Annotated in this window: 26 protein-coding genes; 18 read left to right on the top strand and 8 right to left on the bottom strand. The window is 72.3% G+C overall.

Annotated elements, in window-relative coordinates:
* The first annotated feature begins 513 nt into the window (after positions 1 to 513).
* A complete protein-coding gene (locus ACFPZN_RS48605; protein WP_378290636.1) occupies positions 514 to 1,005 on the top strand; it encodes a VOC family protein in 492 nt (163 codons plus the stop codon).
* Complete coding sequence (locus ACFPZN_RS48600) at positions 1,002 to 1,778, top strand: MerR family transcriptional regulator (protein ID WP_378290655.1); 777 nt, start codon at positions 1,002 to 1,004, stop codon at positions 1,776 to 1,778. Before ACFPZN_RS48605 ends, ACFPZN_RS48600 begins: the two co-directional genes overlap by 4 nt.
* Before the next feature lie 24 nt (positions 1,779 to 1,802).
* Here ACFPZN_RS48600 and ACFPZN_RS48595 read toward each other — a convergent pair whose 3' ends face one another.
* The gene (locus tag ACFPZN_RS48595) at positions 1,803 to 2,675 is read right to left on the bottom strand and encodes an HhH-GPD family protein (RefSeq protein WP_378290634.1); all 873 of its coding nucleotides are present in this window, start codon (positions 2,673 to 2,675) and stop codon (positions 1,803 to 1,805) included.
* A 67-nt stretch (positions 2,676 to 2,742) separates the two neighbouring features.
* Here ACFPZN_RS48595 and ACFPZN_RS48590 point away from each other — a divergent pair, with 67 nt between their 5' ends.
* Positions 2,743 to 3,336, top strand: a complete 594-nt coding sequence (locus tag ACFPZN_RS48590; protein ID WP_378290632.1) for a hypothetical protein — start codon at positions 2,743 to 2,745, stop codon at positions 3,334 to 3,336.
* Between the two features lie 100 nt (positions 3,337 to 3,436).
* On the opposite strand, the gene disA is transcribed toward ACFPZN_RS48590, so the two are convergent.
* The 4 genes from disA to ACFPZN_RS48570 all read right to left on the bottom strand — a co-directional run bounded on the left by disA (position 3,437) and on the right by ACFPZN_RS48570 (position 8,104).
* Entirely contained in the window at positions 3,437 to 4,519 is a 1,083-nt protein-coding gene (disA, locus tag ACFPZN_RS48585; RefSeq protein WP_378290630.1) for a DNA integrity scanning diadenylate cyclase DisA, read from the bottom strand.
* Positions 4,520 to 4,632: 113 nt separating this feature from the next.
* Positions 4,633 to 6,243 carry a DNA repair protein RadA gene (radA, locus tag ACFPZN_RS48580; protein WP_378290628.1) on the bottom strand — a complete coding sequence of 537 codons (1,611 nt, stop codon included), beginning with the start codon at positions 6,241 to 6,243 and terminating at the stop codon, positions 4,633 to 4,635.
* A 55-nt stretch (positions 6,244 to 6,298) separates the two neighbouring features.
* Positions 6,299 to 7,357 (bottom strand): alpha/beta fold hydrolase, encoded by a 1,059-nt coding sequence (locus ACFPZN_RS48575; RefSeq protein WP_378290626.1) that lies wholly within the window; start codon positions 7,355 to 7,357, stop codon positions 6,299 to 6,301.
* Between the two features lie 48 nt (positions 7,358 to 7,405).
* A complete protein-coding gene (locus ACFPZN_RS48570) occupies positions 7,406 to 8,104 on the bottom strand; it encodes a class I SAM-dependent methyltransferase (protein WP_378290623.1) in 699 nt (232 codons plus the stop codon).
* Between the two features lie 129 nt (positions 8,105 to 8,233).
* On the opposite strand from ACFPZN_RS48570, the gene ACFPZN_RS48565 reads away from it, so the two are divergent.
* The 8 genes from ACFPZN_RS48565 to ACFPZN_RS48530 all read left to right on the top strand — a co-directional run bounded on the left by ACFPZN_RS48565 (position 8,234) and on the right by ACFPZN_RS48530 (position 15,219).
* Positions 8,234 to 9,118, top strand: coding sequence for a sugar phosphate isomerase/epimerase family protein (locus ACFPZN_RS48565; RefSeq protein WP_378290621.1), 885 nt, complete (start codon positions 8,234 to 8,236; stop codon positions 9,116 to 9,118).
* The gene (locus ACFPZN_RS48560; RefSeq protein ID WP_378290619.1) at positions 9,115 to 9,732 is read left to right on the top strand and encodes a TetR/AcrR family transcriptional regulator; all 618 of its coding nucleotides are present in this window, start codon (positions 9,115 to 9,117) and stop codon (positions 9,730 to 9,732) included. Before ACFPZN_RS48565 ends, ACFPZN_RS48560 begins: the two co-directional genes overlap by 4 nt.
* 120 nt (positions 9,733 to 9,852) lie before the next feature.
* A complete protein-coding gene (locus ACFPZN_RS48555) occupies positions 9,853 to 10,617 on the top strand; it encodes an ABC transporter ATP-binding protein (protein WP_378290617.1) in 765 nt (254 codons plus the stop codon).
* Complete coding sequence (locus ACFPZN_RS48550) at positions 10,614 to 11,348, top strand: ABC transporter permease (protein WP_378290615.1); 735 nt, start codon at positions 10,614 to 10,616, stop codon at positions 11,346 to 11,348. The genes ACFPZN_RS48555 and ACFPZN_RS48550 overlap by 4 nt, the downstream gene beginning before the upstream one ends.
* 146 nt (positions 11,349 to 11,494) lie before the next feature.
* Positions 11,495 to 12,760 carry an LCP family protein gene (locus ACFPZN_RS48545; protein ID WP_378290613.1) on the top strand — a complete coding sequence of 422 codons (1,266 nt, stop codon included), beginning with the start codon at positions 11,495 to 11,497 and terminating at the stop codon, positions 12,758 to 12,760.
* Positions 12,761 to 12,874: 114 nt separating this feature from the next.
* Complete coding sequence (locus ACFPZN_RS48540) at positions 12,875 to 13,795, top strand: proline dehydrogenase family protein (RefSeq protein ID WP_378290611.1); 921 nt, start codon at positions 12,875 to 12,877, stop codon at positions 13,793 to 13,795.
* A gap of 64 nt (positions 13,796 to 13,859) precedes the next feature.
* Positions 13,860 to 14,654: a pyrroline-5-carboxylate reductase gene (gene proC, locus ACFPZN_RS48535; RefSeq protein ID WP_378290609.1), complete on the top strand. Its 795-nt coding sequence runs from the start codon at positions 13,860 to 13,862 to the stop codon at positions 14,652 to 14,654.
* Between the two features lie 112 nt (positions 14,655 to 14,766).
* Entirely contained in the window at positions 14,767 to 15,219 is a 453-nt protein-coding gene (locus ACFPZN_RS48530; RefSeq protein WP_378290607.1) for a hypothetical protein, read from the top strand.
* Between the two features lie 16 nt (positions 15,220 to 15,235).
* On the opposite strand, the gene ACFPZN_RS48525 is transcribed toward ACFPZN_RS48530, so the two are convergent.
* Positions 15,236 to 16,306, bottom strand: coding sequence for an alpha/beta hydrolase (locus ACFPZN_RS48525; protein WP_378290605.1), 1,071 nt, complete (start codon positions 16,304 to 16,306; stop codon positions 15,236 to 15,238).
* Between the two features lie 199 nt (positions 16,307 to 16,505).
* On the opposite strand from ACFPZN_RS48525, the gene ACFPZN_RS48520 reads away from it, so the two are divergent.
* The 6 genes from ACFPZN_RS48520 (at position 16,506) to ACFPZN_RS48495 (ending at position 21,834) form a co-directional block, all read left to right on the top strand.
* Positions 16,506 to 17,723, top strand: coding sequence for an acetoin utilization protein AcuC (locus tag ACFPZN_RS48520; RefSeq protein ID WP_378290603.1), 1,218 nt, complete (start codon positions 16,506 to 16,508; stop codon positions 17,721 to 17,723).
* A gap of 49 nt (positions 17,724 to 17,772) precedes the next feature.
* Positions 17,773 to 18,576 (top strand): phosphatase, encoded by an 804-nt coding sequence (locus ACFPZN_RS48515; RefSeq protein ID WP_378290601.1) that lies wholly within the window; start codon positions 17,773 to 17,775, stop codon positions 18,574 to 18,576.
* Between the two features lie 348 nt (positions 18,577 to 18,924).
* Positions 18,925 to 19,128 carry a helix-turn-helix domain-containing protein gene (locus ACFPZN_RS48510; protein ID WP_030163775.1) on the top strand — a complete coding sequence of 68 codons (204 nt, stop codon included), beginning with the start codon at positions 18,925 to 18,927 and terminating at the stop codon, positions 19,126 to 19,128.
* A gap of 567 nt (positions 19,129 to 19,695) precedes the next feature.
* Positions 19,696 to 19,794, top strand: a complete 99-nt coding sequence (locus tag ACFPZN_RS48505; protein ID WP_018654693.1) for a 30S ribosomal protein bS22 — start codon at positions 19,696 to 19,698, stop codon at positions 19,792 to 19,794.
* Between the two features lie 47 nt (positions 19,795 to 19,841).
* Positions 19,842 to 20,858 (top strand): NAD-dependent epimerase/dehydratase family protein, encoded by a 1,017-nt coding sequence (locus ACFPZN_RS48500; protein ID WP_378290598.1) that lies wholly within the window; start codon positions 19,842 to 19,844, stop codon positions 20,856 to 20,858.
* Between the two features lie 46 nt (positions 20,859 to 20,904).
* Positions 20,905 to 21,834 carry a lysophospholipid acyltransferase family protein gene (locus ACFPZN_RS48495; protein ID WP_378290596.1) on the top strand — a complete coding sequence of 310 codons (930 nt, stop codon included), beginning with the start codon at positions 20,905 to 20,907 and terminating at the stop codon, positions 21,832 to 21,834.
* Between the two features lie 850 nt (positions 21,835 to 22,684).
* On the opposite strand, the gene ACFPZN_RS48490 is transcribed toward ACFPZN_RS48495, so the two are convergent.
* Complete coding sequence (locus ACFPZN_RS48490; RefSeq protein ID WP_378290594.1) at positions 22,685 to 24,919, bottom strand: sulfatase-like hydrolase/transferase; 2,235 nt, start codon at positions 24,917 to 24,919, stop codon at positions 22,685 to 22,687.
* A 64-nt stretch (positions 24,920 to 24,983) separates the two neighbouring features.
* Here ACFPZN_RS48490 and ACFPZN_RS48485 point away from each other — a divergent pair, with 64 nt between their 5' ends.
* Positions 24,984 to 25,583: a TetR/AcrR family transcriptional regulator gene (locus ACFPZN_RS48485; protein ID WP_378290592.1), complete on the top strand. Its 600-nt coding sequence runs from the start codon at positions 24,984 to 24,986 to the stop codon at positions 25,581 to 25,583.
* 54 nt (positions 25,584 to 25,637) lie between these two features.
* Here ACFPZN_RS48485 and ACFPZN_RS48480 read toward each other — a convergent pair whose 3' ends face one another.
* Positions 25,638 to 26,210 carry a dihydrofolate reductase family protein gene (locus ACFPZN_RS48480; protein WP_378290590.1) on the bottom strand — a complete coding sequence of 191 codons (573 nt, stop codon included), beginning with the start codon at positions 26,208 to 26,210 and terminating at the stop codon, positions 25,638 to 25,640.
* Positions 26,211 to 26,558 lie beyond the last annotated feature (348 nt).

Genomic DNA, 26,558 nt, shown 5'->3' with positions numbered 1-26,558 from the left:
AGCTCCGCCTGGCGGAGGTCGCGGGTGATGGCATGCACGTCGTGGCCGAGCATGGCGCGGGCTCGTTCCGTCCACAGCACGGCGCGCCGGTTCTTCGCGGGCAGGGCGCGCGGTTCTACCGCGTCGGTGTGGGCCAGCGCGGGGGCGCCTCGCCGGACTCGACGGCCGCCAGACCCCGGCGTTCGCGGGGGCGTAGCGGTCTTCGCCGAGTTCCGCAGCGTGGCGGGCCGCCTCCGCCGCATTGGTCGTCCGTCGATCTGGCGGGCGACCGTACAGCTGGTGGAAAGAGCGGCCGGTTCGACGAACTGCGCGTGTGCGCACGACCGTACGCCGGGGCGCCCAGCTGCCTGTGCTCGCCCGCGATCCAGGACCTCGTCGGGTGCAGGAGCGGCAGGCACGTACGACGAGCCGCATGGCCTCGGCACGCACGGGCCCGTCAACGCCTGCCGCGTGCACCGCGGAGTTCGCGTTCGGGTTGACCCTGACGCGACAGGAGCCTCGACGATCAGAGGCATGAGCGACTACATCAGTCCCGTGCCGATGCCCGCCGCCGACGCGGTCGCCCCCGAGCCCTACCGGGACTTCTACGGCATGCCGATGTTCATCACCGTGCCCGCCCGCGACCTCGCGGCGTCGAAGGACTTCTGGATCCGCGGGCTCGGGTTCGTCGACCTCTTCACGATTCCGGACCGGCTGACGCATCTGCGACGCTGGGCCTTCCAGGACGTGCTGCTGGTGTCCGGGGAGCAGGACGGGGAGGCCCCGGCGCTGAGCACCAGCTTCTCCTGCGTCCTCGGCCAGATCGACGAGATCGCCGCCCGCTGCGAGGAGCTCGTGCCGGGATGCACCAGCGGTCCGAGGGAGATGCCATGGAATTCCATCGAGTTGACGGTCGTCACGCCGGAGAACGCGCGGATCGTGATGACGGCCGCCCAGCCGATCGATCCGCGCAGTGCGAAGGCGGACGAGTTGCGGGCGATCGGTATCGAGATCCCGGAGGGCTGACGGTCGGTCGGGCGGCGGCGCTCGTCGGGGTGAGCGTGAAGACGCTGCACCACTGGGACGCGATCGGCCTCGTGCGTCCGGGCGGGCGCACCGGGGGCGGGTACCGGGTGTACTCGGGGGACGACGTCGCCCGGATCCACCGCGTCCTCGTCTACCGGGAGCTGGGGTTCCCGCTCGCCGAGATCGGCCGGATCCTCGACGACCCGGACGCCGACGCGCGCGACCACCTGCTCCGGCAGCGCTCGCAGCTCGTCGAGCGCATCTCCCGCCTGCGGGCCATGGTGGGCGCGGTCGACCGGATGCTGGACGCGTCGGGCACCGGGATGCGGTTGACGCCGGAGCAGCAAGTCGAGATCTTCGGCGCCGACTGGCGGCCCGACTGGACCGCGGAGGCCGAGGAGCGCTGGGGCGGCAGCGCGCAGTGGGCGCAGTACGCCGAGCGGGCCGCCCGGATGACCCCGGAGGACTGGAGGCGGGTCGCGGCCGAGACCGAGGCCTTGAACGCCGATTTCGCCGCCGCGCACCGGGCGGGCGTCGCGCCCGGCTCGGACGGGGCGAACGTTCTCGGGGAGCGCCACCGGACGCTGCTCTCGACGTACTTCGACTGCACGCACGCCATGCACGCCTGCATCGGGCGGATGTTCCTCGAAGACCCGGGGTTCGCCGCGTACTACGACGGGATCGAGCCCGGCCTCGCGGTCTGGCTGCGCGATGTGATCTTCGCGAACGCCGAGGCGCACGGTGTCGACCCTGCCTCCGCGGTATGGGAGTGACCTGGGGCCCGTCCCAAAGCGCGGCTAGGCGGGGAGGGCGTAGCGGCCGTCGTCCAAGGGGTCTACCAGGCCGTCGGCTACCAGGGCGTCCAGGGCGCGTTCGCGTTGGACGGGGTCGGACCACACCGCGTCCAGGGCGGGCTTGGCGACCGGCCCTTCGGCGTCGCGGAGCACCGCCAGGAGGCGGCCGCGGCATTGGCGGTCGGTGCCGGCGTAGGTCTGGCCGCGGCGCGGCGGGCCGTCGTAGGCGGGACGGCCCGCGCGCTGCCAGGCGCATCGGGCGATGACCGGGCAGTCGACGCAGCGGGGTGTCCGGGCCGTGCAGACCAGGGCGCCCAGCTCCATGACCGCCACCGACCAGCGGGCGGCCGTGGGCGGGTCCAGGGGCAGGAGCGATTCGGCGAGCCGTACCTCGGCCCTCGTCTGGGACTTCGGCGGGTACTCCTCGGCCGAGCACAGCCGGGCCAGGACGCGCCGGACGTTGGTGTCCAGGACGGCATGCCGCTGCCGGTAGGCGAAGCTGGCGACGGCGGCGGCCGTGTACGCGCCGATGCCGGGCAGGTCGAGCAGGGCCTCGTGCGAGGACGGGACCTCGCCGTCGTGCCGTTCCACGATCGCGGTGGCGGTGGCGTGCAGGCGCAGCGCGCGGCGCGGGTAGCCCAGGCGGCCCCAGGCCCGTACCGCCTCGCCCGACGGCTCGGCGGCGAGTGCGGCGGCCGTGGGCCAGCGCTCCATCCAGGCGTGCCAGACCGGCAGCACGCGGGCGACGGGGGTCTGCTGCAGCATGATCTCGCTGACCAGCACTCCCCAGGGGGTGGCGTCCGGCGCCCGCCACGGCAGGTCACGGGCGTGCTCGTCGTACCAGTCGAGGATCGGATCGGTGATGGCTGTGCTCATGATGTGCCGCCATTCTGGCACGGCGGGTCGGCACGCCAACGAAGATCAAAGAACGCATACTTTCCGTATGGGTTCGGAAGCGGAACGTGATCTCGGGGAGGAGCGGTACTGGCGGCGGCGCGTGGCCGCCCTGGCCGGGGTGTTCGGCGCCATCGCGTTCGTGGGTTGGGCGTGCTCCGCGTCCGGAGGGGAGGAGGCGGAGGTGGAGACCGCGGCCCCGTCGGTGCCGGCCGCGATGCCGACCGTCACCGTGACCGCGAAGGTCACCAGGAGCGCGCGGCCCGTCCGGAGCGAGGGCTGCGCTCCGAAGTCCGTCGTCGTCACCCTGACGCCGGACAGTGGCGCCTACGGGCCCGGCGGGCGGCCCGAGTTCCGGGTGACGGCCGTCAACACCGGGTCGCGGCCGTGCCGGTTCGACGTGGGGTCGCACCATCTGGACCTGCGGATCACCTCGGGGGACGACCGGGTCTGGTCGTCCGCCGAATGCGTCCCCGGCCGGGCGTCGGAGGTGCGCACGCTGCGGCGGGGCGTCCCGTACGTCGACACCGTGGTCTGGGACCGCAGGCGCTGCACGGGGGAGCACGCCCGTCCCGGCACGTACGTCGCCTCCCTTCACTCCGGCACCGTCCGCGTGCCCGGGAAGGTCTTCCGGCTGAGCTGACCGCCGCGAGCGTTAGATCTGCGGATCGCAGGGGTCCAGGACTCCCACCACCTGGTGATTAGGGCATGGGTGTAATCGGGTCGGAGCGGAGTGTGACCACTCAGACGTACCGTTCGAGGATCGACGACTCCGCGAGCCGCGACAGGCCCTCGCGGACGCTGCGGGCCCGGGCCTCGCCCACGCCGCCGACGCCCTGCAGGTCGTCGATGCTGGCGGCCAGCAGCTTCTGCAGCCCGCCGAAATGCTCCACCAGCCGCTCGACCACCAGGCTGGGAAGCCGGGGGACCTTGGCCAGCAGCCGGAAGCCCTTGGGGCTGACCGGCAGGTCGAGGGCGGCGGGGCCGGAGAACCCCATCACCTCGGCCACCGTGGACAGGTCGAGCAGCTCGTTGGCCGACAGCCCGTCGAGGTCGGCCAGGACGGCGTCGAAGCCGCGGTCGCGGGCGTCCGGCGACGGGTAGTCGCGGACGATCAGCTCCCGGTCGACGTCCACCCCCGACACCAGCTCGTCGAGCTGCAGCGACAGCAGCCGGCCGTCGGTGCCCAGCTCGACGACGTAGCCCTCGATCTCGTCGGCGATCCGGCGGACCATCTCCAGCCGCTGCACGACCGCGCTGACGTCCCGGACCGTGACCAGGTCCTCGATCTCCAGGGCCGACAGCGTCCCGGACACCTCGTCGAGCCGCAGCTTGTAGCGCTCGAGCGTGGCCAGGGCCTGGTTGGCCTTGGACAGGATGGCCGCCGAGTCCTCCATGACGTAGCGGATGCCGTCGAGGTAGAGCGCGATGATGTGCATCGACTGGCTCACCGAGATCACCGGGTAGCCGGTCTGGCGGGCCACCCGCTCGGCGGTGCGGTGCCGGGTGCCGGACTCCTCGGTCGGGATCGTCGAGTCGGGCACCAGGTGCACCGCGGCCCGGACGATCCGCGAGTGCGAGCCGTCGAGGACGATCGCGCCGTCCATCTTGGCCAGCTCGCGCAGGCGGGTGGCGGAGAACTCCACGTCGAGCTCGAACCCGCCGGTGCAGAGCTCCTCGACGAGCTTGTCGTAGCCGAGCACGATCAGCCCGCCGGTGTGCCCGCGCAGGATCCGCTCCAGTCCGTCGCGGATCGCCGTGCCCGGGGCCACCGCGGCGAGCGTGGCGCGGCGTCGTTCGTCATGACCCTTGTCGTGTGCTGGCACCTGGCCCCCGGAGGTCGCTGGACGGCGTCAGTTTACCGAGGAGCCCTCGTCACGGGTTCCCCACCTGGCCCTAAGCGTGAACAGTGTGGCGCAACACTCCGGTGTGAAGAGGGTTACGGTGCTGTAAAGGCCACCTGCAACGCCTGCGTCAGACTGTCCACTTCCATCACTTTCATGCCTTCATAGCTCATCAGTTGAGGATCGGCACGTTTGAGGGGGGTTCCGTCGCCGAGTTCGAGGGAGCCCCGCGGCACGACGGCGTGCTTGAAACCGAGCCGCGCGGCCTCGGCCAGGCGGCGCTGCACCCCCGGTACGATCCGTACCTCTCCGGCCAGCCCGACCTCGCCCAGCGCGATCAGGCTGCCGGACAATGACTGTTCCACGGTCGACCCCGCCACCGCCAGCGCCAGCGCGAGATCGACCGAGGTCTCCGAGAGCCGGACGCCGCCGACGGTGGAGACGTACACGTCCTGCTCGTGCATCGAGATCTTGCAGCGCTGGGACAGCACGGCCAGCACCATCGCGACCCGCGAGGTGTCGAGCCCGGACGTGGCGCGCCGCGGCGAGGGCAGGTGGGACTTGGCGACCAGCGCCTGCACCTCGGCGACCAGCGGCCGCCGCCCCTCCAGCGTGACGGTGACGCAGGTGCCCGGGACGGGCTCGTCGCGGCGGGTCAGGAACAGCCCGCTGGGGTCGGGCACGCCGACGATCCCGACCTCGGACAGGTCGAAGCAGCCCAGCTCGTCGGTGGGGCCGTAGCGGTTCTTGACCGCGCGGATCATGCGCAGCCGGCTGTGCCGGTCGCCCTCGAAGTACAGGACGACGTCGACCAGGTGCTCCAGCAGGCGGGGCCCGGCGATGGCGCCCTCCTTGGTGACGTGGCCGACCAGGACGACCGTCATGCCGCGTTCCTTGGCGACCCGGATGAGGTTGGCGGCGACCTCGCGGATCTGGGTGACGCCGCCGGGGGCGCCGTCGACCTCGGAGGTGCCGATCGTCTGGATCGAGTCGACGACCAGGAGCGTGGGCTCGACCTGGTCGATGTGGCCGAGCACGGCCGACAGCTCGGTCTCGGCGGCGAGGTAGAGGTCGTCGGTGATCGCGCCGACGCGGTCGGCGCGCAGCCGCACCTGCTCGGCCGATTCCTCGCCCGTGACGTACAGCACCGGCCGCCGCCCCGCCCGGTCACCGTCCGCCCCGCTGCCGTCCGGCGCGGCGCCGCCCGTTGTGCCGCCGCCGCGCGTCGTGCCGCCGCCACGCGTCGTGCCGCCGCCACGCGTCGTGCCGCCGTCCGGGGCGCCGTTCTCGGGGCGGTGGCCGTTCTTGGACGGGGGCGGGCCGTCCGGCGCGCCGTCGGCGGCGGTCTGGAACGACTCCGGTGAGGAGGCCAGCGCGGCCACCTCCAGGAGCAGCGTGGACTTGCCGATGCCCGGCTCGCCGGCCAGCAGCAGCACGGCGCCCGGCACCATGCCGCCGCCCAGGACCCGGTCGAGCTCGTCCAGGCCGGTCGGGCGGGTCTGCGCGGACCGGACGTCGACCTGCCCGATGGGCCGCGCCGGCGCGCTGACCGGCCCGGCCGCGACGACCCGCGCCGGGGTGGCGGATCCGGCCTCGGTGACCGAACCCCAGACCTGGCACTCCCCGCAGCGCCCCACCCACTTGGAGGTCTGCCAGCCGCACTCCGCGCAGCGGTAGGTCGGCTTCGCCGTCTTCGCCTTCGCCATGCGCGGAAGCGTAGAGGTCCGGACCGACAGCCGCGGCGCGGCGGCGCGCGTCCGGTCAGGCGGCCAGGGCCTTGTGCGCGCGGTGGACGAGGTCGAGCAGGTGGTCGGTGACCGCTCCGGGACGTTCCAGCATGGCCATGTGCCCGGCGCCCGGGACCACCTCCAGCCGGGCGGACGGCACGCATTCGGCGATCGTGAAGCTGTGCTCCACCGGGGTGAGCCGGTCGTGTTCGGCGCCGATGACCAGGACGTCGGCGTCGCCCAGGGCGGCGCAGTCGCTGATCACCTCGTGGGTGAGCATCGAGTGCAGGAAGTCGAGGAAGGCGTCCATCCGGGTGTCGGCCATCATCTCCTCGGCGAACGCGACCGCGGCGGGCCCGGCGTCCGGGCCGAAGGCGATCAGGTCCTCGATCAGCATGGAGCCGCTGCGGCCCAGGTGCCGCACCTTCTCGATCACGGCCGAGCCCGCTCCGGCGGCGCGCAGCGCGCGCGGGACCAGGACGCGGGTGGCGCGCGCGAGGGCCACCGGCAGGCCCAGGGAGACCTCGGCGAGCGCCCCCGAGGACGTGCACAGCAGCCCCGCGCCGACCACCCGGCGGCCGATCTCCTCGGGGAACTCGTCCGCGTACCGCATGATCGTCATGCCGCCCATGGAGTGCCCGACCAGCACGATCGGGGTGTCGGCCGGGACGGTCGCGTCGATCACTGCGGCGAGGTCGTGCGCGAGGCGGGGCAGGTCGTTGCCGTCGCGCTCGCCGCCGTCGGAGCGGCCGTGCCCGCGCTGGTCCCACAGGACGAGCCGGCCGTGGCCGCGCAGGGCCTTGCGCTGGAAGTGCCAGGAGTCCTGGGTGAGCGTCCAGCCGTGGCAGAACACGATGGCGAGGTCGGTGCGTTCGATGCCGTCGATCTCGGCGTACAGGCGGGTGCCGTCGTGGGCGCGCACCGGCACGGGGCGCCCGCGCACCGATCCGAAGGGTTCGCCCGCGTACGGGTCGGGGCGGAGCTGGAGGCGGCGCAGGGCGCGGCGCTGCGCGGCCAGCCCGGCCCCGGCGGCGCCCGCGCCGAGCGCGGTCACGGCGAGGATGTTGCGGCTCGTCCTGGCGGCACGACCCATGGATGCGTCCCCTTCACGCCCAGTGACCCACTGGTCAGTAACACGGGTTCAGAGGCAACGCCACCACAGATTCACCGCGTAGTCCACCTCCAGGCCCGCGTGCTCGCGCAGCACCGCGTCGGCGAGCTCGGCGGGGAACTCGATGCGCAGCACGGCGGCGAAGTCCTCGCGGCTGCCGAACTCCCAGCGGATGGTCAGCGGCTCGCGCCGGAAGCCGCGGCGCGTCCAGAAGCGCTCGACCGCGGCGGGGTCGTAGGAGGGCAGGCCGCGGCGGAACCAGCCGCCGAAGGTGGACCGGGTGGCGTCGTTGTCGATGATGAAGATCGCGCCGCCGCGCCGGACGACCCGGTCGAGCTCGGCCAGCCCCGGTTCGCAGCCGGGGCCGAAGAAGTAGGCCCAGCGGGCGTGGACCACGTCAACGGAAGCGTCCGGAAGCGGCAATGTCTGGGCCGCGCCGATACGAACGGTGACGTTCGGGACGTCCTGCACGCGCCGCCGGGCGGTCGCGGCCAGCCCGGCATGCGGCTCCACGCCGATCACCCGGGCCGCCTCGCGGGCGAAGAGCGGCAGGTGGAAGCCGGTGCCGCAGCCCACGTCCAGCACCGTGGCCCCGGCCCAGGGACGGATCGCGCGCATCGCCGCTTCCAGCGTCCCGTCGGGGTCCACGGCACGGTTCTCGATCTCGTACACGTGCGGGGAGTTCCAGATGTTGGGGCTCGGCACGGCCCCCGGTGCGATCGCGGCCACGGAGACCCAGGGTAGTCATTCCGGACGTCAAGATATCGGTTCACCGGCTCCCGAGGGTTCCTTCGGCTTCGCGGGCGCATAGGCTTTCGGTCCAGGGAACTGCTCAGCGACCACCCAGGCGAGGGAGCCTTGACCCCGCAGCACAACGGCGCCACCGTCCCGGCCATCCGCGTGCCGGACGCTCCTATCACGCTCTCCACCGCGTCGGTCTATCCGGAGAAGGTGCCCAGCGCCTTCGAGATCGCCGCGATGCTGGGGTACGACGGCGTCGAGGTCATGGTGTCCACCGACGCCTCCTCGCAGGATCTCAACGTGCTGCGCCGGCTGTCCGACTACCACCAGGTGCCGATCAAGTCGATCCACGCGCCGTGCCTGCTCCTGACGCAGCGGGTCTGGGGGCGGGAGCCGTGGGGGAAGTTGGTGCGTTCCAAGGAGGTGGCCGAGGAGCTGGGCGCCGAGGTGGTCGTCGTCCACCCGCCCTTCCGCTGGCAGCGCGAGTACGCCCGCGAGTTCGTCGAGGGCCTGGCCCGCATGCAGGACGAGACCGACGTCCTGTTCGCGGTCGAGAACATGTTCCCGCTGAAGGCGCGCGGCGCCGAGGCCGGCATGTACCTCCCCGACTGGAACCCGGTCGACCAGGACTACCCGTACGTGACCCTCGACCTGTCCCACACCGCCGTCTCGGGCTCGGACGCCCTGGAGATGGCGGGCGAGCTGGCCGGGCGGCTGCGGCACGTCCACCTGGCCGACGGCGTCGGCATCACCAACAAGGACGAGCACCTGGTTCCCGGCCGGGGCAACCAGCCGTGCGGGCCGATGCTGGAGAAGCTGGCCGACGACGGCTACCACGGCCACATCTGCCTGGAGGTCAACACCCGCCGCGCGGCCAGCCGGGCCGACCGCATGGAGGACCTCGCCGAGGCGCTGGCGTTCGCCCGCCTCCACCTGGCCGCCGCCGACCACACCTGGGAGGTCACCTCGGGCGGCGAGGTGACGCGGCGGAGCGTGCGGTGACCGAGCCCGTCCGGCCCGGCGGGAACGGCACCGACCGCCGTTCCGGGCGGGGTCCCGGGCGGCGTCCCGGCCCGACCGAGACCCGCGAGGCGATCCTGGCCGCGGCGCGCGACCTGTTCGCCGAGAAGGGGTACGACGGCGCCTCCCTGCGCGCCATCGCCCGCGCCGCCGACGTCGATCCGGCCCTGGTGCACCACTTCTTCGGGAACAAGGAGGGCGTGTTCGTCCAGGCCATGCAGTTCCCGGTGGACCCCGAGAAGCTGGTGCCGCGGATCCTGGGGGCGCCCCGGGACCGGCTGGGCGAGACGATGGTCCGCACGTTCCTGGAGATCTGGGGCGACGAGGAGCGCCGCGCGCCGATCCTGGCCATGCTCCGCTCGGCGATGACCAACGAGCAGGCCGCGGTGATGATGCGGCAGTTCGTCAGCGCGGCGCTGTTCCGCCGGGCGGCGGAGACCCACCGGATCCCGATGCTGCGCATCAACGCAGCCGTCGGGCAGATGATCGGCGTGGCGCTGCTGCGGTACGTCCTCAAGGTCGAGCCGATCGCCTCGGCCACCGACGAGGAGCTCGTCGAGCTGATCGCGCCGGCCGTCCAGCAGTACCTCGGCTGATCGCCCCCTTCCCTTTCTCCTTCCCGCACCCCGCCCGGGGCCGGTTTCGTTGCTGGGTTCTTCCGTGCCGCCGGGGTCGGCGGGGTTGACCGCGGCGCATCGCCGACTTAAATTCAACACATGATGAGTTCCGACGGATCCAGCCCGGCGGTGCGCGTGCGCGACCTGCGGGTGGACCGGGGCGGCCGGCCGGTCCTGCACGGGCTCGGCTTCGAGGTGCCGCGCGGCTCGGTGGTGGGGCTGCTCGGCCCGAGCGGCTGCGGCAAGACCACGCTGATGCGGGCCGTGGTGGGCGTGCAGATCGTCAAGGGCGGCGAGGTCACGGTGCTCGGCCTGCCCGCCGGGTCCGCGGGGCTGCGCCGCCGCGTCGGGTACGCCACCCAGTCCCCGGCCGTCTACGCCGATCTCACCGTCCGCGAGAACATGCGCTACTTCGCCGCCGTCCTCGGCGCCCCCCGCTCCGACGCCGACCGGGTGATCGACGAGGTCGGCCTCGGACGCCACCGCGGCCAGGTCGCAGGCACCCTGTCCGGCGGGCAGCTCAGCCGCGCCAACCTGGCCGTCGCGCTGCTCGGCACGCCCGAGCTGCTCGTCCTGGACGAGCCCACCGTGGGCCTGGACCCGGTGCTGCGCCAGGAGCTGTGGGAGCTGTTCCGGGAACTGGCCGATCGCGGCGCCACCCTGCTGGTCTCCAGCCACGTCATGGACGAGGCGGTCCGCACCGACCGGCTGCTGCTGATGCGCGAGGGCCGGATCCTCGCCGACGGCGCCCCCGAGTCGCTGCGCGACCGCACCGGCGCCGCCGACCTGGAGGGCGCCTTCCTCCACCTGATCACCGAAGGGGCCGGCGGCGGAGCCACGGCGGCCGAGGGGAGCGCGGCATGAGCGTCTCCATCACGCTGGCCACGATGCGCCGCATCCTGGGCCAGCTCCGGCACGACCACCGCACGATCGGCCTGATGGTCGGGGTGCCGGCGCTGCTGATGATCCTGCTCAGGTACGTGTTCGACAAGCCCGGGACCTTCGACCGGATCGGCCCGATGCTGCTCGGGCTGTTCCCGTTCGTGATCATGTTCATCGTGACCAGTGTCGGCACGCTGCGCGAGCGCACCAGCGGCACGCTGGAGCGGCTGATGACCATGCCGATCGGCAAGCTGGACCTGCTGCTGGGCTACGCGCTGGCGTTCGGCCTGATCGCGCTGGTGCAGGTCGGGGTGGTGCTGGGGATCTCGCTGACCTGGCTCGGCCTGGACCTGGCCGGCTCGGGGTGGACGCTGCTGCTGGTGGCGGTGCTGGACGCGCTGCTGGGCATGGCGCTGGGCCTGTTCGCCAGCGCGTTCGCCCGGACCGAGTTCCAGGCGGTGCAGTTCATGCCGGCGTTCGTCCTGCCGCAGACGCTGCTGTGCGGGCTGATCGTGCCGCGCGACCAGATGGCGTCCTGGCTGGAGGCCATCTCGAACGTGCTGCCGCTGTCGTACGCGGTGGACGCGATGCAGCGGGTCACGGTGGAGAGCGGCTTCTCCGGCGGGCTGACCCGCGACGTCGTCGTCATCGGCGCCTGCGCCGTGCTGGCGCTGCTGCTGGGCGCGGCGACGCTGCGCCGCCGCACCGACTGACCCCCCGATCGGACGGTCCGGGAGGGGGATAACGTCCCGCCTTTACCACAAGATCGGCAAGAGTCGGTGCGGGTCCTTCCCGCGGGGTCCCATGCGGGTTCGAATGCCCCGATTGCGCTGCGGGGGTGCTGATAATCTCCCGCGGCATGAGTCCCGTTGACCTCCCGGGTTCGCCGGCGCCGCAGCCGCACGGCGGATCCGGTGCCGCATCTGTTCCCGGCGCCGCCGGACCGGGCACCGCCCGGCCGGGCGGGTCCGGTCCGGGCGCTCCCGGGCAGGGCCCGGCCGCGCCGACTCCCGCGGGCGCGGGACTGCTGGACCCGGGCGGGCCGGGAGGCCCGTTCGGCCCCGGCGGTCCGGACGGCCCCGGCGGCCCCGGCGGCGGCTCCGGCAGGGCCGGGCGGAAGCGCCGCTGGCCCCGGGTCCTGGCCGCGGTGGTGGTCTTCGTCCTGCTGGTGGTGGCGGGGGTCGGCGGGCTCGTCTGGCAGCGCCAGTCGTCCTACAACGGCAACATCGACCGGCTCCCGGGCGTGATGCCGACCGGGAAGAAGCGTCCCGAGCGCAGCGTGACCGGCACCGAGAACTGGCTGCTGGTCGGCTCCGACACCCGGGCCGAGGTCGGCACCACCGGGGACGGCGGCAAGGTCTGGAAGCCGGGCGAGCAGCGCTCCGACACGATCATGCTGCTGCACCTGCCGGCCGACCGCAGCAAGGCGTACGTGATCTCGCTGCCCCGCGACTCCTGGGTGCCGATCCCCGGCTACGGCCCGCAGAAGATCAACGCGGCGTTCTCGTTCGGCGGCCCGCGGCTGCTGATCGAGACCGTGGAGAGCCTCACCGGCATCCGCGTCGACCACTTCGGCGCGATCGACTTCAACGGGTTCAAGTCGATGACCGACGCGCTCGGCGGCGTCGAGGTCGACATCGCCGAGAGCGTGTACGACTCGGCCAACAAGGTCCACTGGCAGGCCGGCCGGCAGAAGCTCGACGGCGAGAAGGCGCTGCTGTTCGTCCGGCAGCGCTACGGCCTGCCCAACGGCGACTTCGACCGGATCCGGCGGCAGCAGGCGTTCCTGCGGGCGCTGGCGCAGACGGCCGCCGACGGCGGCACGGTCACCAACCCGCTGAAGCTCGACCGGTTCCTGTCGGCGTTCACCAAGTCGATCAGCGTGGACGACTCGGTCACGGCGGGCAGGCTGCGCTCGCTGGCGCTGAGCCTGCGCGGCATGCGGCCGGGCAATGTGAGCTTCCTGACCCTGCCCAACAAGGGCCCCGCGGCGCGCGGCTCGCAGAGCGTGGTGCTGCTCGACAAGGCCAAGTCGACGGCGCTGTTCGAGGCGGTGCGGACGGCCGAGGTCGACAAGTACATCCAGCAGCACGGCGGCACCAACCGCGTCGGCACCGTCTCCTGACCGGTCCCGCTTTTCCCGGCCGGCCCGGCCCCGCCGGTGATCGGAGCCTTCGCCCCAGGGGATTAACCTGGGGAGGGCGGACTGAGCCGTGCCGTCCGGAAAAGGGGATGGGAAGTGCTTCGGCAGGCCCTGCTGGCCGCGTCGCGCAGCGACGGGGTGCGGAAGGTGATGGAGACCGCGCCGCTCACCCGTGACGTGGTGCACCGGTTCATCGCGGGCGAGACGATCGACGACGCGCTGCGCGTCACCGGCGCGCTGGCCGACGAGGGCCTGCTGGTCAGCCTGGACGTGCTCGGCGAGGACGTGCACGACGCGAGCCAGGCCGAGGCGGCCGTCAAGCACTACGTCGAGCTGCTGGAGCGGCTGGCCGCCGCCGGGTTCGGCGGGCGCGCGGAGGTGTCGCTGAAGCTGACCGCCGTGGGCCAGGCCATCGACGAGGACTTCACGCTGGAGAACGCCCGCCGCATCTGCACGGCGGCGCGTTCGGCGAGCACGACGGTGACCCTGGACATGGAGGAGTACCAGCGGGTCGAGTCCACGCTGCGGATCCTGCACGAGCTGCGGCGCGACTTCCCCGACACCGGCGCGGTCGTCCAGGCGTACCTGCGGCGCGCCGAGGAGTACTGCGCCGAACTGGCGTACGAGGGGTCGCGCGTGCGGCTGTGCAAGGGCGCCTACGCCGCGCCCGAGTCGGTGGCGTTCACCGGCAAGGGCGAGGTCGACAAGTCGTTCGTGCGGTGCATGAAGGTCCTGATGGGCGGCAAGGGCTATCCGATGCTGGCCACGCACGACCCGCGCCTGGTCGAGATCGCGGGCGCGCTGGCGGTGCTGTACGACCGCGACCCGGACACCTTCGAGTACCAGATGCTGTACGGGATCCGCCCCCAGGAGCAGCGGCGGCTGGCCGAGCTGGGCGCGCGGGTGCGGGTGTACGTGGCGTACGGCGAGGAGTGGTACGGCTACTTCATGCGGCGCATGGCCGAGCGTCCCGCGAACCTGGGCTTCTTCCTGCGCTCGGTGGCCACCCGGTCGTGACGGGCCGCGCCCGCGCGGTCGCTAGGCTGAGGGCGTCGATGGAACCCCACGTCAAGGTGTATGAATGATCGCGATTCTGGGTGCCGGCAAGATGGGCGAGGCGCTGCTGTCCGGGGTGCTCCGGGCGGGCCGGCCCCCCGCGGAACTGATGGCCACCGTCCGCCGGGAGGAGCGCGGCGCGCTGCTGCGGCAGCGGTACGGCATCGAGATCGTCCGCAACGTCGAGGCCGCGGCCGCCGCCGACACGCTGGTGCTGGCGGTCAAGCCGCAGGACATGGGCGTGCTGCTGGACGAGGTCGGCCCGAAGATCCGTCCCGGCCGGCTGGTCATCTCGATGGCGGCGGGGATCACCACGGGCTTCATCGAGGAGCGGGTCCCCGCGGGCGTGCCGGTGGTGCGGGTCATGTCCAACACGCCGGTGCACGTGGACGAGGCGATGAGCGTGATCTCGGCCGGGTCGCACGCGGGCGAGGAGCATCTGAAGCTGGCCGAGGAGCTGCTGTCGCCGGTCGGGAAGGTGCTGCGGCTGCCGGAGTCGCTGCAGGACGGCGCCACGGCGCTGTCGGGGAGCGGCCCCGCGTACTTCTACTACCTGGTCGAGGCGATGGTGGACGCGGGCATCCTGCTGGGGATGCCGCGGGCGGCGGCGCTGGAGATGGTGGTCCAGTCGGCGGTGGGCGCGGCGGTGATGCTGCGCGACTCGGGCGAGCATCCGGTGATGCTGCGGGAGGCGGTGACCTCGCCGGGCGGCACGACGATCGCGGCGATCCGGGAGCTGGAGCGGCACGGCGTCCGGGCGGCGGTGCTGGAGGCGATCGAGGCGGCCCGGAACCGGGGCCGCGAGCTGGCCGGCGGCTGACCCGCCGGAGGCCGACCCGGCCGACCCGGCCGCTCAGGGAAGCCCTGCCTATCGGAAAAGTCACGGTCCAGGATGGTTGATCCGATCGGGTGGTTGTGGCCGTGTAGTAGGTATGGGAGTTCTGCTGCGCGTTCTGGTGGCCGCCGGTCTGGCGGCCGATGCCTACGTCCACTGGGTCTTCGCGTCCGACATGGCCTTCGTGGACGGCGGCAGCGTCGGGGGTGACGTGCTGTTCCGCGTCCAGGCCGTGGTGGCGGCGCTGGCCGGGATCCTGGTCCTGGTCCTCGCGCGGCGCTGGACCTACGCCGTGGCGTTCCTGGTGGCGGCGAGCGCGGTGGGCGCGCTGCTGCTGTACTACTCCGTGGACGTGGGCGCGATCGGCCCGCTGCCGGACATGTACGAGCCGGTCTGGTACGGCGAGAAGACGATCAGCCTGGTGGGCGAGGGCATCGCCGCGCTGGCCGCGCTGGCCGGGGTGCTGACCGCCCGGCGGAAGCGGGCCGAGGGGACGCCGGGTCCGTCGGAGAGCGCTTCGGAAGGCCCGGTGCGGCAGCAGCCGCTGTGACCACCTGACCCGGCCGTCAGGCGGCCTCCGTCCCGCTCCCGGCCTTGGAGCCGGTCCTGGCCTCGGGGGAGGCCCCCGTCCCGGGCTCGGGGGCCGTTCCCGGCTCGGGGAGGCCGGGCACGACGGAGCGGATGAAGCGGTCGGTGTCGGCCATCGCCGCGTCCGCCTCCGGCAGGACGCGGTTGAGCATCTGGAAGACGTGCATCTGCCCCTTCCAGACCTGGAGTTCGCAGGGGGTGCCGGCCGCGTCCAGCGCCTCGGCGAACGCCTCCGCCTCAGGCCGCAGCACCTCGGCGCCGCCGACCTGGAGCAGGAACGGCGGCGTGTCCGTCCAGGGCGAGGTCAGCAGCGCGAACCGCGGGTCGTCGAACCCGGTCTGACCGACGATCAGCCGCGCCATCCGCCGCGCCGTGGTGGCGCTGATGTACGGGTCGCGGACGAGCCGCTGCGCCGGCTCGGACAGCTCGCAGGTCAGGTCGATCCACGGGGAGAACAGCACGGTCCCGGCCGGGCGCGGCAGCCCCGTGCGGCAGATCTCGCCGGTCAGCGCCGCGGCCAGGTGCCCGCCCGCCGAGTCGCCCGCGATCACGATCCCTTCGGCCGGGACGCCCCGGTCCAGCAGCCATTCGTACGCGGCGACCGCGTCCTCCAGCGGCGCGGGGAAGGGGTGCTCGGGCGCCAGCCGGTAGCGGGGAGCGAAGACGGGGAGCCCGGTGTCGAGCGCCAGCCGGGAGGTGATCGGCCGGTGCGTGCGGGGCGAGCAGAACATGTACCCGCCGCCGTGCAGGTAGAGGATCGCCCCGATGGGGGAGGCCTCCTCGGCGTCCTTGGTCACGACCCACTCGCCGCGTACCGACCGGCGCAGCCGCCCGGTCTCCACCCGCGGGTCGACCACCTGCCTGACCCGGACGCGCTGGGACGGCCGCAGCAGCAGGGAGGCGGCGTCCACGGTGGAGCGGGCGGTGCGTATGCTCCCGGCGTGGGCCGGTACGCGGTGCATGAACGCCCTGGTCCCGAGCCTGAGCGCGCTGGAGATCGCCTTGCTCCGGACGCTCGGGGAGCGCTCGTACGCAGGACCCGTGTCCACCTGCTCCCGGACCATCTGCGCCCCCCAACCGTTCGTTTCGTGCTTGTAAAAAAGATGCCCAAATAATGAAATAGTTCACATAATGACCATGCTGCACGTCAAGTAGGGGTCAAGTAAAGAATCCGGCGCTGGTCACGGCGGGTGGCTGTGACCCAGGCCACGCGGCCGGGACCGCGGCCGGAACGGTAGCGTGAGGGCCATGAGCAGCGCCCCGCCCCCCGCGTCCCCGAACGACTGCGGGCTCAAGGTCTTCTGGGACGACCGGCTCATCTCCTACGACTTCGGCGCCGGTCACCCCATGAACCCCGTCCGCGTCGAGCTGACCATGGCCCTCGCCCGCGAGTTCGGCCTGCTCGATGAGACGAACGTGCGGGTCGAGGGGTTCGAGGCCGCCGACGACAAGCTGCTGGGGCTCGTCCACGACGCGGTCTACATCGCGGCCGTCAAGCACGCCGGGGACACCGGCCTGCCCGACCCCCGGTACGGCCTCGGCAACACCGACAACCCCGTCTTCCTGGGCATGCACGACGCGTCCGCGCTGGTCGCCGGGGCCTCCGTGGCCGCCGCCCGCGCGGTCTGGACGGGCGAGGCCGAGCACGCCGCCAACGTCTCCGGCGGCCTCCACCACGCCCTCGCCGAGGCCGCCTCCGGCTTCTGCGTCTACAACGACCCGGCGATCGCGATCGCCTGGCTGCTGGCCAACGGCGCCGAGCGGGTCGCCTACGTCGACGTCGACGTCCACCACGGCGACGGCGTCCAGGCGGCCTTCTACGACGACCCACGGGTCATGACGATCAGCCTGCACGAGACGCCGCGCACGCTGTTCCCCGGCACCGGCTTCCCGAACGAGTCCGGCGCCCCGGGCGCGGAGGGCACCTCGGTCAACGTGGCGCTGCCGCCCGGCACCGGCGACGCCCTGTGGCTGCGCGCCTTCGACGCCGTCGTGCCGCCGCTGCTGGAGGCGTTCCGGCCGGACGTGCTGGTCACCCAGCACGGCTGCGACAGCCACGCGCTGGACCCGCTGGCGCACCTGACCCTCAGCGTGGACGGGCAGCGCACCGCGTACGCGTGGCTGCACCGGCTGGCGCACCGGGTGGCGGGCGGGCGCTGGCTGGCGACCGGCGGCGGCGGGTACGAGCTGGTCCAGGTCGTGCCGCGCGCCTGGACGCACCTGCTGGCCGAGGCGGCGGGCCGTCCGATCGAGCCGGAGACCGCCACGCCCGAGCCGTGGCGCGACTTCGTCCGGCGGCGGACCGCGGAGATCGCACCGCGCCGGATGACCGATGGGACGAGCGTGGTGGAGGTGGTCACGTGGGGGAACGGCTACGACCCGGCGAACCCGGTGGATCAGGCGGTGCTGGCGACCCGGCGGGCGGTGTTCCCGGAGCACGGCCTGGACCCCATGACGGACCTGTGACCGGGCCTTCGCCCGCGTCCGCGGCCGTGCGGCCCGGGGCGGGAGCGTGATGGCGGCTCCGGAGCGGGCGGAGCTGCGGGCCCACCTGGTCCGCACGATGATCGCCGGAGACGTGGCCACGCCGCGCCAGAACAACCTCCTCCACTACCGGCGGATGGCGGCGCGCAACCCGTACTACCTGTTCGGCCTGGACCTCAAGCGGGCGTGGACGGAGCGGGACGTGCTGGAGGCCATGGTCGAGCGCTGCGGCGTCGTGGCCGACCCCCTGCACCTGTACGGCGACGACACCATCGACCCCGACCTGACCCTCGACGCGCTGGAGGCGATGGGCGACCGGATCGGCCGCGCCGCCCGCCGCCGGGAGCCGGTGGTGCTGGCGACCGGGCACCCGGCCACGCTCACGCCGGTGTACCAGGCGCTGGCGGGGGCGCTGCGCGAGGCCGGCTGCCGGGTGCTGACGCCCTCGGCGGGCTGGTCGTACGAGATCGAGACCTACTACGGGTCCGAGCCGCGCCGGATCGTGTACGCGCCGGGCGGCGTGGCGATGCTGGAGGACGCGGACGGCCGCACCCACCACACCCACGACTCGGCTCCGATGGAGGCGATGCTGGCCGAGCTCGCAGCCGAATCGGGGGATTGGCCGGATCTGGCCATCGCGGATCACGGCTGGGCCGGCGCGGCCGGCGAGGCCGGCATCGACACCGTCGGGTTCGCGGACTGTAACGACCCCGCGCTGTTCGCCGGCGCCGCCGAGGGCAAGATCGACGTGGTCGTCCCGCTGGACGACGGCATATCGTCGCACCATTACGCGCCCATGACCGAGTTTTTGCTCGAGCGCGCAGGGCTCTCCTGACCGTTACCGGCCCGTCCTCCTGTCCGCGAGGCCCCGAAGGCGTCACGCAGTGTGACACGGGGCCCCTGGCGGGGCCGCAGCACGCGCGGGGAGCCGGGTTCGACGCCTGAGTCGCAGGTCATCGGGTGATCCGGACCGGCGCCCGCTCGCCGTGCCACCGCCAGTGCACACAGGGTCGACGCTCGGTGCGCAAGCACACTGTGGCTCCTGGGACAGGTCGGGATACGGAAATGGGTGGAACTCCCCTCTTGCGACTGTCGGTACACGATTTACGCTGGGGGAAGTACACGTGCGTGATCAAAGTCACCCAAAGGGCCGGTGCGCGGCACGTGTGGAAGAGGGCGTCCGATGAGCTCAGGCGAGCGACCTCTGAGTGAGGTCAGGTTCCTGACCGTGGCCGAAGTGGCGGCGGTGATGCGGGTGTCCAAGATGACCGTCTACCGTCTCGTCCACTCGGGCGAGCTGCCCGCGATCCGCGTGGGCCGCTCGTTCCGGGTTCCCGAGCAGGCCGTTCACGACTATCTGCGCGAAGCTTTCATCGAAGCCGGATAACGGGGTAGGGCGGGGCCATGACCCATGACCTCGCCGCACACTCCCGCTCCGGCCGTGCAGGGGGCGTCCGCGCGGGTCTCGCGATCCGCGCGGCCAGCTGGGGAACAGAGCAGGACAAGAACCGGTCGGCGGCCTTGGGCCAGCCGAGGCCGGTGTCCGGGGAGCCGGGGGCATCTCCGATGTCCGCGGCACCCTGGACACCGGGAAAGGTCTTGCCCGGACGCGGGGCGACGAGCCCCGCCGCCGGGCCCGTCGTCGTGTGCCCGGCGACGGCACGCTCGCTCACCGAGCGGGCGATCTCCGAGCGGATGCTCTCCGTCCGGATGATCACGCAGCGTCCCGGCCGCGCCGTGCCGGAGGGCCGTCCGGCACCGGCCACGGGCCCCGCCGAGGCGACCGCCACAGGTGGACGGGGAGGTCGGCGCGCCGTGCCGGGGGTGACCGGCGGACAGAGCGCGACCGGCACAGCGGTACGCTTGGGCCTCGGCCCGTGCACGCCGGGAGAGCCCAGCTCGCCGGACGGCACGGCCGACTCCTGTCGGCACCCAAGACACCGAGCGAGGTCACGTGGGCTCTGTCATCAAGAAGCGCCGCAAGCGGATGGCCAAGAAGAAGCACCGCAAGCTGCTGAAGAAGACGCGTATCCAGCGCCGCAACAAGAAGTAAACGCACCGGCCACTCAGCCGTAAGGGGTGGAGCGCACAGTGTCGTCCATGCCCTCCGCTGCGGCCCGTGTCGTTCTCGTCACGGGAGTCTCCCGATTCCTCGGGGCCCGGGTCGCGAACACCCTTCAGGCAGACCCGGGCATCGAACGGGTCATCGGGGTCGACACCGTTCCGCCCGCGACGCCGCTCGGACGCACCGAGTTCGTGCGCGTCGACATCCGCACGCCGAGCATCGCGAAGGTCATCTCCTCCGCCGGGGTCGACACCGTCGTCCACCTGAACCTGGTGACGGCACCGTCGGCGCCCCGGTCGAAGGTGAAGGAATTCAACGTCATCGGGACGATGCAGCTGCTGGCCGCCTGCCAGCGGTCGCCCGACATGCGCAAGCTCGTCGTGCGGTCCTCGGCCGCCGTCTACGGCTCCTCGCCGATGGACCCGGCGGTGTTCACCGAGGGCGACGAGCCCGTCGAGGCGCCCGCGTCCGGCTACGCCAAGGACGCGGTCGAGGTCGAGGGCTACGTGCGCGGGCTGCGGCGGCGGCGCTCGGACCTGACGGTGTCGGTGCTGCGCTTCGCCAACTTCCTCGGGCCGGGCGTCGACTCGCCGTTCACCCGGTACCTGCGGATGCCCGTCGTCCCGACGGTGCTGGGCTTCGATCCCCGGCTGCAGTTCCTGCACGAGGACGACGGGATCGAGGTGCTGCGCCGGACGACGGTGGAGGACCATCCCGGCACCTACAACGTCGCGGGCGACGGGGTGCTGCTGCTGTCGCAGGCCCTGCGGCGGGCCGGGCGCTCCTCCGTGCCGCTCCCGGGCCCGTCGATCTCGGTGATGGGCGACGCGGGACGCCGGTTCGCCGGGATGACGGGCTTCTCCCCGGCGCTGCAGCGCTGGCTGACCTACGGCCGCGTGGTCGACACGGCCCGGCTCGTGGCGGAGCTGTCCTGGCGGCCGAAGTACACCACCGAGGCGGCGTTCGCGGACTTCGTCTCCGGCGAGGGGCTGGGACGCGGCGCCCCGCTCCACCTGATCGACCGGCTCGCCGCGGCGCTGCACCGCGGCTGATCATCGCGGGGGGCGACCCCCGCACGCCCGGCAGGGAGGCCACCCGATGAACGCCCACCACGAGGAGCGGTTCGCCCGCGAGGACGAGGGCGCCCGGGTCATCCCGCTGAACGCCGCGCGGCACGACGAGCCGCCGCCGCGCTCCCCGCTGGAGCGCAAGGTCGCCTCTGGGCTGGCGTTCCTGCGCCGCCGCCTGGCCGGGGAGTACGAGGTCGACGAGTTCGGCTTCGACAGCGAGTTCAACAGCTCCGTCCTGCTGCCCCTGGCCCGCGCGTTCTACGAGCACTGGTTCCGGGTCGAGCTGTTCGGCCTGGAGCACCTGCCCGCCGAGGGCGGCGCCCTGATCGTCGCCAACCACTCCGGCACGCTGCCGCTCGACGGGATCATGCTGTCGGTCGCCGTCCACGACCACGCCCATCGCGACCTGCGGCTCCTCGGCGCCGACCTGGTCTACCAGGTGCCGCTGCTGGGGCACCTGTCCCGCAAGGCCGGCCACACCCTGGCCTGCCCCGCCGACGCGGGCCGCCTGCTGGGCAAGGGCGAGCTCGTCGGGGTCTTCCCGGAGGGCTTCAAGGGCGTCGGGAAGCCGTTCAGCGAGCGCTACCGGCTGCAGCGCTTCGGCCGCGGCGGCTTCGTCGGCACCGCGCTGCGCGCCGACGTCCCGATCATCCCGTGCGCCATCGTCGGCGCCGAGGAGATCTACCCCAAGATCGCCGACCTGCGGCCGCTGGCCCGCCTGCTGGGCCTGCCGTACTTCCCGGTCACCCCGACGTTCCCGCTGCTCGGCCCGGCGGGACTGCTGCCGCTGCCGTCCAAGTGGATGATCCAGTTCGGCGAGCCGATGCCGCTGGAGGACTACGACGCCTCCGCCGCCGACGACCCGATGACGGTCTTCAACATCACCGACCATGTGCGCGAGGTCGTCCAGCAGATGGTGTACGACACCCTCCTCCGCCGGGGCCCCGCCTTCCTCTGAGGTGACCGGGCAACCGGGAAAGCCGATCACTTTGCCCCGGTTTCCTGTTGTTTTTCAGCGACGGGAATTCGCGTCTCGGGTTCTATCGCTTCAGCAGGACACGGACGAGTTCGATGACCCAGTGCGGTGCCCAGTCCGAGGCCAGTGACAGCACCGGGACCAGGAGGACCAGGGCGATCCAGGGAGCCATTCCCATCGCCCAGCTCCGTGTCCCGTCGGACGGCTCCGTGCGCTGGGAGGGCGGGGAGGGCGGGGCCGGCCCGGTCGCGGAATTCGCGCAGCAGGCGTGCAGGTGGCCCGCGCAACAACGGCTGGTTTCCGTACCGGCCTGACGATGGTCGTGATGGGCATGGGCAGCCGTCGGAGTGGTCATGGTGGGCGTGGCCGGGTTGCGCGGGCAGTTGGGCCCCGTGCCTGCGTCCGCAGGCACAGGGCAGCCGCACGAGTACATGCGCTCCATGTGCTGCGCCTCCGTGGAGAGACGGCCCACGTCGCCTGTGCCGGCAGGAGATCAGAGCGACGGGAGCCTGAGCCGGTGGTGGTGGGAGAAACTCTGGCGCGTCACTGACGAGAGGGCTACCAGGGCTGCCCATAAATGCCAGATTTGCGGCGACGCTCTGGTGTGAGATAAATCACGCATGGATATTTCCGACCGCTTTTCCTATTTGGGGTCGATCGGAAGCGCTATTAGGTGCACGCACCGTGTGGAGGTGTGTGAGGGAAACGTCCCGCGTCGTTCGCTCCGGCGGGAAGAACGACAGGGGCATAATCAAATCACTGATCTCGGCTAATCCGCCCTATGTGCCGATATCTAATGCCGATTGCCGACCTGTGGTCTGACCGCGGCGGGTCAGTCGGAGTGCAGGGCCGTCCGTAGCTCGTCGACCGGGTCGATGCGTCCGGGGCCGGGGGTCTGGAGCCGGACGGAGATCAGGTCGCCGTTCCAGGGGGAAGGCGTCCGGTAGCGGTCCGAGACCGGCAGCCCGGCGTCGAAGCCGAGGCGCAGTCCCGCGCCGCCGTGCTGCACGGACGCGGGCAGGTGGCCGTCGAAGGTCAGCGTCCCGACCGGGGTGTCGCCGTGCAGGAGGTGGAAGGCGGCGCCCGTCGTGTGGACGACGCCGAGGCGCTGCCGTCCGGCGGGCACGGGACGGTCGGCGACCACGTCGAGGGGCTCGCCCGCGCGCGAGAACGCGAAGGTGAGACGGCCGTCGGCGACGAAGAGCGCGAACCCGCCGTTCCAGTCGCCGAGGGCGAACAGGACGCCGTCCGGGGCGTCGGCGGCCACCACCTCGGCGGTGAACCGGAAACCGCCCGACAGCATCGGAAGCGACTCGTCGCAGACGGGCGAGGCGCCGGGACGGAAGGTGCGGTCGCCGCCCGCGGGCCAGACCGGGCCGATGAAGCTGCCGAAGCGGTCGACGAGGTTGTCGAACAGCGGCAGCACGTGGTTGCGTTCGGCCTCCCGATCCCACAGACCGCGGAGTTCGCCGACGACGCCGGGATGCTCGGCCGCCACGTCGGCGGACTCGGAGAAGTCCCCGTCGAGGTCGAACAGGGCCCAGTGGTCGTCCTCGAAACGACGGCTGCCGGTCAGCAGCTCCTCCTCGTCGAGCACGCCCTTGGAGACGTGGTCGGTGGTGGCCTTCCAGCGTCCGTGGATGAGGGAACGGGAGCCGAGCATCTCGAAGTACTGGGTGTCGCGGGGCGCGGGCGCCGCCGGGTCGTCGAAGGTGGCGCGGAAGCTGGCCCCGTCGACCTGCTGCTGGACGATCCCGTCGACAACCTCCGGGGCCGGGATGCCCGCGGCGTCCAGGAGCGTCGGGAACAGGTCGTTGACGTGCACGACCGGGTCGCGGACCGCGCCGCGTTCGCGGATCCCGGCGGGCCAGTGGACGATCAGCGGCGTCCGGGTGCCGCCCAGCCAGGTGTACCGCTTCCACAGGCGGAAGGGCGTGTTGCCCGCCCACGCCCAGCCCCAGGCGTAGTGGTTGTAGGTACGCGGACCGCCCCAGTCGTCGTAGTGCGCGAGATTGTCGGCGAGCGACTCCCGGACGCCCACCGAGAAGCGGTGCTCGTTGACGCTGCCCTCCACACCGCCCTCGGCGCTGGCGCCGTTGTCGGAGAACAGCACGACGATCGTGTTGTCGAGCCGCCCGGCCGCCTCCAGGTGGTCGAGCAGGCGGCCGATCTGGGCGTCGGTGTGGGTGAGGAATCCGGCGAAGACCTCCTGCTGGCGGGCGTACATGCGGCGGTGGTCGCCGTCCAGGCCGTCCCAGGCGGGCACCCAGTCCGGACGCGGCGTGAGGGACGTGCCGTCCGGGACGACCCCGGAGGCGAGTTGCCGCTGGAAGATCTGCTCCCGCCATGCGTCCCAGCCCTGGTCGAACCGTCCCCGGTACGGTTCGACCCATTCGGGCGTCACATGGTGCGGGGAGTGCATGGCGCCCGGCGCGAAGTACAGGAAGAACGGCTTGCCCGGGGCCGCGTAGCGCTGGTCGTCCAGATACCGGATGGCGCGGTCGGCCAGGTCCTCGGTGAGGTGGTAGCCCTGCTCGGGCGTGGCGGGCGGGTCGATGTAGTGGTTGTCCTGGACGAGGTTGGGCGCGTAGTGGTTGGCGTCACCCTGCAGGAAGCCGTAGTACCGCTCGAACCCCACGCCCAGCGGCCAGTGGCTGAACGGACCGGCCGCCGAGCGTTCGAACCGCGGGGTGAGATGCCACTTGCCGACGGCCAGGGTGGAGTAGCCGTTGTCGCGCAGGATCCGCGGCAGGGCCGCCGCCGACCGGGGCAGCCGGGCCGTGTACCCGTGGTGGTCCAGCGGGATGTCGGCGAGGAACCCCATGCCGACCGCGTGGTGGTTGCGTCCGGTGAGGAACGACGCGCGGGTCGGCGAGCACAGCGCCGTCACATGGAACCGGTTGTAGCGCAGCCCTCCGGCGGCCAGCCGGTCCATGTGCGGGGTGGCGATGCCGGAGCCGAAGCAGCCGAGCTGGGCGAATCCGGTGTCGTCCAGGACGATGGCGACGATGTCGGGCGCGCCGCCGGGCGGACGGCCGGCCCGGCGGAAGACGGGTTCCGAGTTCATGGCTGCCCTCCAGATTAAGACAACTTGTCTTAACCCGCCGAACGCTAGGGCATCCAAGGAGAAGATGGCAACGATGCGAGCGAACGAGAAGATCCTGGGCGCCGCCGAGCGGCTCTTCGCCGAGCGCGGCTTCGAGGTGTCCCTGCGCGAGATCGCCGTCGCGGCCGGGCAGCGCAACCACTCGGCCGTCCAGTACCACTTCGGCGACAAGGCGGGCCTGGTCAACGCCCTCTACGAGTCCCGGATGGCGCCGCTGAACCGCCGCCGCCGCGAGCTCATCGCCGAGATCCGGGCCACCGGCCGCGCCCGCGACCTGCCCGCCCTCGTCCGGGCCTACCTGGCCCCGCTCGCCGAGCATGTGCTCGCCCACCGCGGCACCAGCTGGCACCTGCGCCTCACCAGCCGCTACGTCCTGGCCGGAGGCCACCGGGCCTGGCCGTTCTCCAGCGAGCACTACGCCGGAATGACCGAACTCGTCGCCCTCCTGACCGACGTCCTCCCCGGCCTGAGCGACGAACGCCTGCGCGTGGTCAACCTCCACATCGTCATGGTCCTGGCCGACCTGGAACAACGCCTCAGCAGCGATCTCGACGAGCCCCAGGCCACCGCCGCCATAACCGACCTGCACACCACCACCGAGGCCATCCTCACCGCAAGCCCCTGACCGCCGAATCGGCCCTCGGGCGGGGTGTGTTGTTGCGCCGCCGGCGGGTGAGTGTCAGGGCTTGGGGACGCGGTAGCGCAGGTGGGTCACGGAGCCCGTGGTGGCCTTCCGCTCCGGGATCAGCTCGGAGCGCTCGCCGAAGAACAGCGGTGTGCCGTCTCCCAGGAGCAGGGGGACGAGGTGGATGCGGACCTCGTCGAGCAGGCCCGCTCGCAGCAGTTGCCGGGCGATGTCGGCGCCCAGCACCCAGACCTCCTTGCCCCCTGCGGCGTCCTTGGCGCGGCGGGCCGCGGCCTCCAGGCCGTCGAAGGCGAACGTCCCGCCGTTGTCGCCGAGCAGGTCCTCCCTGGTGCGGTGGGTGACCACGAAGGTCGGGATGCCGGGCCACGGCGTGCCGCCCCAGTTGCCCACGCCGAGGTCGAAGGTTCGCCGTCCGGTGATGACGGCCCCGATCGTCCCGTCGGACTCCCGCATGACGTCGAGGTCGGCCCGGCCGTCCGGTCCCTTCCCGGCCATCCACTCGTGCAGCTGTTCGCCGCCGTCCCCCATGGGCTCTTCCGGCCTGACGTTCGGTCCGGTCGTGAATCCGTCCAGGGACACCGAGACGTCCAGTACCACCTTGCTCATCGCGAGACTCCTTCGCTCCATCGGCGCCTGAGAGAACTGTGTCTCAAGGACACTGTGGACCATAGGGGCCCAGGCCCGCCTTCGACGTCGCCCAGGTGGCTGCCGCCGCGGTGAAGGTCGCCGACGCCGAGGGGTGCGAACTGTTCGCCTGTGAGGTCGGTTGAGTGAACATGTGGGTGATCAAGTGATCCGACTTGACGCTTTGTGTTCGTCTCTGTACTTTTGGTAGCGCGATCTGGGACGCCGGGTTCGATGTCAGCGTGCGGGGCCCCCTTTCCACCGGAGTGATGGTCTGGGGCCTCCCCGTCGCCTCTGGTCGAGCCCACTTGGCCAGGTCGCGTAGGGAAC

The sequence above is a fragment of the Actinomadura rugatobispora genome, from assembly GCF_042656285.1.
GTDB lineage: Bacteria > Actinomycetota > Actinomycetes > Streptosporangiales > Streptosporangiaceae > Spirillospora > Spirillospora rugatobispora.
The sequence above is the reverse complement of the archived record's forward strand: the minus strand, read 5'-3'. Positions and strand labels throughout refer to the sequence as shown.

Coding starts and splice junctions, on each gene's coding strand:
- ACFPZN_RS48590 (WP_378290632.1), top strand. CDS start 2,743: ATGGGTTCGGAAGCGGAACGTGATCTCGGGGAGGAGCGGTACTGGCGG.
- ACFPZN_RS48605 (WP_378290636.1), top strand. CDS start 514: ATGAGCGACTACATCAGTCCCGTGCCGATGCCCGCCGCCGACGCGGTC.
- ACFPZN_RS48595 (WP_378290634.1), bottom strand. CDS start 2,675: ATGAGCACAGCCATCACCGATCCGATCCTCGACTGGTACGACGAGCAC.
- ACFPZN_RS48530 (WP_378290607.1), top strand. CDS start 14,767: ATGGGAGTTCTGCTGCGCGTTCTGGTGGCCGCCGGTCTGGCGGCCGAT.
- radA (WP_378290628.1), bottom strand. CDS start 6,243: ATGGCGAAGGCGAAGACGGCGAAGCCGACCTACCGCTGCGCGGAGTGC.
- ACFPZN_RS48500 (WP_378290598.1), top strand. CDS start 19,842: ATGCCCTCCGCTGCGGCCCGTGTCGTTCTCGTCACGGGAGTCTCCCGA.
- ACFPZN_RS48515 (WP_378290601.1), top strand. CDS start 17,773: ATGGCGGCTCCGGAGCGGGCGGAGCTGCGGGCCCACCTGGTCCGCACG.
- ACFPZN_RS48510 (WP_030163775.1), top strand. CDS start 18,925: ATGAGCTCAGGCGAGCGACCTCTGAGTGAGGTCAGGTTCCTGACCGTG.
- ACFPZN_RS48495 (WP_378290596.1), top strand. CDS start 20,905: ATGAACGCCCACCACGAGGAGCGGTTCGCCCGCGAGGACGAGGGCGCC.
- ACFPZN_RS48520 (WP_378290603.1), top strand. CDS start 16,506: ATGAGCAGCGCCCCGCCCCCCGCGTCCCCGAACGACTGCGGGCTCAAG.
- ACFPZN_RS48575 (WP_378290626.1), bottom strand. CDS start 7,357: ATGGGTCGTGCCGCCAGGACGAGCCGCAACATCCTCGCCGTGACCGCG.
- ACFPZN_RS48555 (WP_378290617.1), top strand. CDS start 9,853: ATGATGAGTTCCGACGGATCCAGCCCGGCGGTGCGCGTGCGCGACCTG.
- ACFPZN_RS48545 (WP_378290613.1), top strand. CDS start 11,495: ATGAGTCCCGTTGACCTCCCGGGTTCGCCGGCGCCGCAGCCGCACGGC.
- ACFPZN_RS48485 (WP_378290592.1), top strand. CDS start 24,984: ATGGCAACGATGCGAGCGAACGAGAAGATCCTGGGCGCCGCCGAGCGG.
- ACFPZN_RS48480 (WP_378290590.1), bottom strand. CDS start 26,210: ATGAGCAAGGTGGTACTGGACGTCTCGGTGTCCCTGGACGGATTCACG.
- ACFPZN_RS48490 (WP_378290594.1), bottom strand. CDS start 24,919: ATGAACTCGGAACCCGTCTTCCGCCGGGCCGGCCGTCCGCCCGGCGGC.
- ACFPZN_RS48550 (WP_378290615.1), top strand. CDS start 10,614: ATGAGCGTCTCCATCACGCTGGCCACGATGCGCCGCATCCTGGGCCAG.
- proC (WP_378290609.1), top strand. CDS start 13,860: ATGATCGCGATTCTGGGTGCCGGCAAGATGGGCGAGGCGCTGCTGTCC.